The sequence below is a fragment of the Peterkaempfera griseoplana genome (assembly GCF_001418575.1).
Classification (GTDB): domain Bacteria; phylum Actinomycetota; class Actinomycetes; order Streptomycetales; family Streptomycetaceae; genus Peterkaempfera; species Peterkaempfera griseoplana.
Genome location: NZ_LIQR01000566.1, coordinates 1 through 6711, shown reverse-complemented (window position 1 = coordinate 6711; position 6711 = coordinate 1). Strand labels below are relative to the sequence as shown.

Annotated in this window: 6 protein-coding genes and 1 pseudogene; 4 read left to right on the top strand and 3 right to left on the bottom strand. The window is 70.8% G+C overall.

The genetic code is table 11. The annotated features are described in order from the left end of the window. Positions 1–43: 43 nt before the first annotated feature. Positions 44–901, bottom strand: coding sequence for a N,N-dimethylformamidase beta subunit family domain-containing protein (locus AOK09_RS32800; RefSeq protein ID WP_055590864.1), 858 nt, complete (start codon positions 899–901; stop codon positions 44–46). Between the two features lie 286 nt (positions 902–1187). After that, on the bottom strand, positions 1188–2156 hold the full coding sequence (locus AOK09_RS32795) for an aldo/keto reductase (protein WP_055590863.1): 969 nt from the start codon (positions 2154–2156) through the stop codon (positions 1188–1190). A 358-nt stretch (positions 2157–2514) separates the two neighbouring features. Here AOK09_RS32795 and AOK09_RS32790 point away from each other — a divergent pair, with 358 nt between their 5' ends. From AOK09_RS32790 to AOK09_RS32775, 4 genes and pseudogenes are all read left to right on the top strand, one after another. After that, on the top strand, positions 2515–3627 hold the full coding sequence (locus tag AOK09_RS32790) for a sugar ABC transporter substrate-binding protein (RefSeq protein WP_055590862.1): 1113 nt from the start codon (positions 2515–2517) through the stop codon (positions 3625–3627). Between the two features lie 77 nt (positions 3628–3704). Beyond that, positions 3705–4424: pseudogene (locus AOK09_RS32785) on the top strand (ATP-binding cassette domain-containing protein); the annotation flags it as partial. Between the two features lie 203 nt (positions 4425–4627). After that, complete coding sequence (locus AOK09_RS32780) at positions 4628–5917, top strand: sugar ABC transporter permease (RefSeq protein WP_055590861.1); 1290 nt, start codon at positions 4628–4630, stop codon at positions 5915–5917. A gap of 286 nt (positions 5918–6203) precedes the next feature. Further along, a complete protein-coding gene (locus tag AOK09_RS32775) occupies positions 6204–6524 on the top strand; it encodes a DMT family transporter (protein ID WP_055590860.1) in 321 nt (106 codons plus the stop codon). A gap of 87 nt (positions 6525–6611) precedes the next feature. Here the strand turns inward: AOK09_RS32775 and AOK09_RS43900 are convergent, their stop codons facing one another. Continuing rightward, positions 6612–6698: a hypothetical protein gene (locus tag AOK09_RS43900; RefSeq protein WP_456153973.1), complete on the bottom strand. Its 87-nt coding sequence runs from the start codon at positions 6696–6698 to the stop codon at positions 6612–6614. Between the last annotated feature and the right edge of the window lie 13 nt (positions 6699–6711).

The following is a 6711-nucleotide window of genomic DNA, read 5'->3' as shown; positions in this document are numbered from 1 at the left end:
CCGGCTGCTGGGGCCCGGCGATGGACGAGATGCGGCGCGAGGCCTACACCTCGTCCATCGCCGGGCCCCAGCAGCCGGCTCCGGTGCGGAAGCTCAGTCCGGTGAGGGTGTTCTCCGGGCGGTTCACCGGATCGCTGGACCACTCCACCGTGGTCCGCTCGGGCGCCGTGGCGGCCATAGGGTCGGCCGCGGCGTCCCGGTGACAGACCATGGTGCGGCCGTCGTCCTCCAGCCGCATCTGCCACCAGGCTGTGTTGGCCCCGAAGACGGCGAGGTTGCCCCCGGCGCGGACGAAGTCCTCCACCCGGTCCCGCATCTCCCAGGTCCAGTACTCGTCGTGGCCGTTGACCACCAGCAGCCGGTGGCCGTGCAGGGTGTGCGGGTCGAGGTGCAGATCGAGGTTGGAGCAGTAGTCGACGTCCGGGCCGTGGGCGCGCAGCCAGCGCATCAGGCCCTCCTCCCAGCGTTCGGGAGGCGGCCCGCCGCCGGGGCGGTCGAAGCTGACCCGGGCGGCGCGGGCGGGGTCCTCGGTCCAGTAGAGGCCCTCGCCGGGCACTCCGCTGCGGTTGTAGGCCTGCCAGGTGGCGAACGGCACCGAGAGCAGGGTCCGCGCCCGGGGGCCGGCCTCGGCCGGCCGCACCACGAACCAGACCTCGCTGTCCTCGCCCCGGCCGGGGCTGAAGACCGCCCGGTAGAGGGAGCTGCGCCAGCTGTGCGGGACGTCGAGTACCCAGCTGCCGCAGGTCACCGCCGCCCGGTGCACCGTGCGTCCGTCCACGGCGTCCTCGACCGTCACCCGGCCGGGCATGTCACCGGGCCCCTCGCCGGTCACCGTGAAGCGGAGGCCTTCGCCCTGTCTGCAGGAGGTCGCCGCCGCATACGCCACCAAGGTCACTGCCATGCCGCCTTCCGTTCGGCATCCTGCCGATGCGGCGGCGTCCCTGACGCACCGTCCGACAAAATCCCCCGCTGGTCCAGACCATTCGGAGATTGGCATAGACCAATGATGGGGTCAAGGCCGACGACGGGGTCCGCCGCCCGGAATCGCCGAAGCCCGCCCGGCGGACCGGAGACCGGTCGCCGGGCGGGCCGTCGGTGTGCGACGGGCGGACCGTCGGGGTGGGGCGGCAGGCGGGCCGCCGGTGTGTCAGGGGTGCGCCGCCGGTGGTGGGCCGGCGGGCCGGGGCTCAGTGGCCGCTGACGGCGTGCGGGGTGTAGGGCTGCTCCAGCTGCTCGGCCTCCTTGTCGTCCAGCTGGAGGTCCAGGGCGGCCAGGGCGTCCTGCAGATGGTGCTCCTTGGTGGCGCCGATGATCGGAGCGGTCACCGTGGGCTGCCGGAGCAGCCAGGCCAGAGCCACCTGGGCGCGGGTGGCCCCGCGTGCCTCGGCGATCCGGCCGACCGCCTCCACGATCTCCCGGTCGCCCTCGGGGTAGAGGCCCTTGCCGAACTCGTCGGTGCGGGCCCGGAGGGTGTCGGTGCCCCACTCGCGGGTGAGCCGGCCGCGGGCCAGCGGGCTCCAGGGGAGGACGCCCACGCCCTGGTCGGCGCAGAGCGGGAGCATCTCCCGCTCCTCCTCGCGGTACAGCAGGTTGTAGTGGTTCTGCATGGAGACGAACCGCGTCCAGCCGTGCCGTTCCGCGGTGTACTGGGCCTTGGCGAACTGCCAGGCGTACATCGAGCTGGCGCCGATGTAGCGGGCCTTGCCGGCCTTGACCACGTCGTGCAGGGCCTCCATGGTCTCCTCGATCGGAGTGCGGGGGTCCCAGCGGTGGATCTGGTAGAGGTCGACGTAGTCCGTGCCCAGCCGGCGCAGACTGTTGTCGATCTCGGTCATGATCGCCTTGCGCGACAGCCCGCGGCCGTTGGGCCCCGGCCGCATCACCCCATGGACCTTGGTGGCGATCACGATCTCCTCGCGGCGGGCGAACTCGGCGAGCGCCCGGCCGACGATCTCCTCGCTGGTGCCGTCGGAGTACACATTGGCGGTGTCGAAGAAGGTGACACCGGCCTCGACCGCCTGCCTGATCAGCGGCCGGGACCGCTCCTCGTCCAGGGTCCACTCGTGGTTGCCGCGCTCCGGGACGCCGTAGCTCATGCACCCGAGGCAGAGCCGGGAGACATCCATGCCGGTGGATCCGAGTTTGACGTACTGCATCGTCCTCATGCCTCCTGGGCGCTCGCGGGGGCGCGCGCCGGTGGTGCGGGGGTGGCGCGGCCCGGGGACGCGAAGTCTCGTCCCTGGAGGGCAGGCTCTCACCTGTGCCGGTCGTGCAGAAACGGATACCGGTCGCCGGGAGCGGTGTCGTGCGGACTCCAGCCGCTCGGCGCAGCGCCCGGCGGACATCCGGCCAGGACGCCTCCTTTTCGCGGCAGTTGGGGCCTGACCTGGGGTGTCTGCGGCGCCGGAATGTGTTTTGCAATCGTTATCGAAGTTCACATGGACACTGATCCGCCTTAATCATAAGTTTTGCGCGTTGACAAATAGTCAGGGCTTTTGGAGAGGGGCGACTTCCATGCTCAAGCGATCGGGTGTGCTGTTGGCGGCGGGGCTTCCGCTGGTGCTGGCCCTGGCCGCGTGCGGCTCGAACGGCGGATCGACGCCGGCCGGCGGCAGCAGCAGCGGCAGCAGCAGCAAGCCGGCGGCCAAGGGGAAGATCGGCGTCATCCTCCCCGACACCAAGTCCTCCGCCCGGTGGGAGGGGGCCGACCGCAAGTACCTGGAGCAGGCCTTCAAGGCGGCCGGCGTGCAGTACGACATCCAGAACGCCCAGGGTGACAAGGCCCAGTTCCAGACCATCGCCGACCAGATGCTGACCAGCGGTGTCACCGTGCTGATCATCGTCAACCTGGACAGCGGAACCGGCAAGGCCGTCCTCGACAAGGCCAAGCAGCAGGGCGTGGCCACCATCGACTACGACCGGCTCACCCTCGGCGGCAGCGCCAAGTACTACGTCTCCTTCGACAACGTCGCGGTCGGCAAGCTGCAGGGCGAGGGCCTGCAGAAGTGCCTCACCGACGAGGGCAAGAAGGACGCGAAGATCGTCTACCTCAACGGCTCGCCCACCGACAACAACGCGACGCTGTTCAAGCAGGGCTACGACGGGGTGCTGTCCAAGGTGTCCGGCTACCAGAAGGTCGCCGACCAGTCCGTCCCCGACTGGGACAACCAGCAGGCCGGCACCATCTTCGAGCAGATGTACACCCAGCAGAGCGGCAAGATCGACGGAGTGCTGGCCGCCAACGACGGACTCGGCGCCGCGGCCATCGCCGTGCTGAAGAAGAACCACGTCAACGGCAAGGTCCCGGTCACCGGCCAGGACGCCACCGTCCAGGGCCTGCAGAACATCCTCAACGGCGACCAGTGCATGACCGTCTACAAGGCCGTCAAGAAGGAGGCGGACGCCGCCTCGCAGCTCGCCATCTCCCTGGCCAACGGCACCGAGGGCCAGACCACCGGCACCGTCCACGACCCCGAGGGCAACCGGGACGTCCCGTCCGTGCTGCTCCAGCCCGAGGCGATCACCAAGGACAACGTCAAGGCCGTGGTCGACGACGGCTACGTCACCAAGGACGAGCTCTGCAAGGGCGAGTACGCCGACAAGTGCGCCAAGGCCGGAATCCAGTAACGGAACCTCCGAGACCGCCCCGGTGCCGGGTCTGCCTCCCACGGCACCGGGGCTCGCACGACGACCCAGGAAGACACATGACTGAACCCATCCTGTCCCTCCGGCAGGTGAACAAGAGCTTCGGCCCCGCGCACGTCCTCAAGGACGTGGACTTCAACGCCTACCCCGGCGAGGTCATGGCACTGGTCGGCGACAACGGCGCGGGCAAGTCCACCCTGACCAAGTGCATCGGGGGCATCCACCCGATCGACTCCGGCAGCTACGAGTTCGACGGCCGGCCCGTCCGGGTGCACGAACCGCGGGACGCCTCCGCGCTCGGCATCGAGATCGTCTATCAGGACCTCGCGCTCTGCGACAACCTGGACATCGTCCAGAACATGTTCCTGGGCCGCGAGGAGCGCTCCGGCATGGTGCTGGACCGCGCCTCCATGGAGGAGCGCGCGCTGCAGACCCTCGCCGGGCTGTCCGTGCGCACCGTCACCTCCGTCCGCCAGCGGGTCGCCTCGCTCTCCGGCGGTCAGCGGCAGACGGTGGCCATCGCCCGTGCCGTGCTGTGGAACAGCAAAGTGGTCATCCTGGACGAGCCCACGGCGGCGCTGGGCGTGGCCCAGACCAAGCAGGTCCTCGACCTGGTCCGCCGGCTCGCCGACGCCGGACTCGCCGTCATCCTCATCTCCCACAACATGAATGACGTGCTCTCGGTGGCCGACCGGATCTCGGCGCTCTACCTCGGCCGGATGGCCGCCGAGGTCCGCCGGGCCGACATCGACCACACCCGGATCGTGGAGCTGATCACCACCGGACGCTCCGGCGACCTGGGCCTGGCGCCCGAGCAGACCGGGGAGACCGGCGACCCGGACGCGACCCCGGCCGCGGGTGGGTCCGACCCGGCCGGCGAGGCCGACGCGATCCGCCCCGGTGATGCGATCGGCCCGGTCGTGGAGCCCGCGGGCCCCGCCGAGACCCCCACCGCAACGGACACGGACGACGAGGTGCCCGCATGACCTCCGTAACCCCGGAAGCCCCCCAGCTGGACGGCCCGGCCGAGAAGCCGGCCGTGGGCGGCCCCCGCCGCTCGCCCGCCGACGAGCTCAAGGGCCATCTCCAGGCCTACACGGCCCGGGTCCGCGGGGGAGACATGGGCTCCCTCCCCGCCGCACTCGGACTGGTCGTGCTCTGCGCCGTCTTCGGCACGCTGCGGCCGGCGTTCCTGACGGCGGGCAACTTCGCCAACCTCTTCACCCAGGGCGCGGTGATCACCACCATCGCCATGGGTCTGATCTTCGTCCTGCTGCTGGGAGAGATCGACCTCTCGGCGGGCTTCGCCAGCGGCGTCGCCGGGGCGGTGCTGGCGGTGACGCTGACCAAGCACGGCTGGCCGCTGCCCGTCGCCCTGGCGGCGACGATCGTCACCGGAGTGGTCATCGGGCTCGTCCTGGGCACCCTGGTCGCCCGGGTCGGCATACCGTCCTTCGTGGTGACCCTGGGCGGTTTCCTCGCCTTCCAGGGTGTGGTTCTGATCATCATCGGGCAGGGCGGCAACATCCCCATCACCAACGAGACCGTGTTGGCGATCCAGAACAACAACCTCTCTCCCGCCCTGGGCTGGGTGCTCTTCGCCCTGGTCGCCGCCGGGTACGCCGCGACCCGGGTGCTGGTGGCGCGCTCCCGCCGGCGCAAGGGACTGGACACCGAGCCGCTGGTGGTCTCCGCGGTCAAGGTGGCCGGCGTGGTGGCGATCACGGCCGCGGCCGTCGCCGTCCTCAACGAGGAGCGCAGCCGCAACGTCATGGTGGTCAGCCTCAAGGGCGTGCCGATCGTGGTGCCCGTCATAGTGGTGCTGCTGGCCCTGGGGACCTTCGTCCTCGGTTACACCCGCTACGGGCTGCACATCTACGCCGTCGGCGGCAACGCCGAGGCCGCCCGCCGGGCGGGCATCAAGGTGGCCCGGATCCGCACGTCGGTCTTCGTCATCTGCTCCACCATGGCCGCGGTCGCGGGAATCTTCGCCGCCTCCCGGGCGAACTCCGTCGACCCCAACGCGGGCGGCAGCAACACCCTGCTCTACGCGGTCGGCGCGGCGGTCATCGGCGGCACCAGCCTCTTCGGCGGCCGCGGCCGGATCGTGGACGCCGTGGTGGGCGGTGCCGTGGTGGCAGTCATCGACAACGGCATGGGCCTGCTCGGGTACAGCTCGGGCGTCAAGTTCGTGGTCACCGGGCTGGTCCTGGTCGTCGCGGCGGGCGTGGACGCGCTCTCCCGGCGGCGTGCGGCGGCGTCCGGGGCCTGAGCGGCATCGAAATCCCGGGGGCGGGGGCCTCGTCCGGGCCGGTTGGCACACCGGCCCGGGCGAGGACCGGGAAAGGACCGGGGAAGGCGTAAACGAGTGCCGTCGGTGAGGGGTTGGGGCCGGGGTGGGTAGGACACCCGGCCCCGGCCCCTTCGCCTTGATGCGGGTGTTGTCGACCCCGTACATCCGGGGACCGGGTGGCTGCTCCGCGACCTCTGTGACGCCGCACGTCTGCCGTCTGCCGTCTGCCGTCTGCCGTTCGCCGTCCGCCGTCGTGGAGGAGCCCATGCCGTATCTGCTGCTCGCCCTGGCCATCTCCGCCGAGGTCTGTGCGACGACCTGCCTCAAGCTCACCGACGGGTTCAGCCGGCTGCTGCCCAGCCTCGCGGTGGCGACCGGCTATGCCCTCTCCTTCCTGCTGCTGGGCCGGGCGCTCAAGCACATTCCGGTGTCCGTGGCCTACGCCCTGTGGTCCGGTGCGGGCACGGCCGCGGTCGCGGCGATCGGCGTGGTGGCCTTCGGCGAGCAGCTCGGCCGGTTGCAGTGGCTCGGCATCGTCCTGGTCATCGTCGGCGTCGTGGTGCTGAACCTCCGGGGATCGCACTGACGCCTGCCGCACGGTGGTTGCTGGACAGGGGTGGGCCCCCGGGCACGTGGTGGGTGCTCGGGGGCCTGGGTGGTGCTGGGGGGTGGCTCAGTACCAGTGGTCGGTCTGCCAGAAGTTCCCGGCGGCGTCGGGGCTGCCGTAGCGGTCGTTCGTGTAGGTCAGGGCCCACTTGATCTGGGTGGCGGGG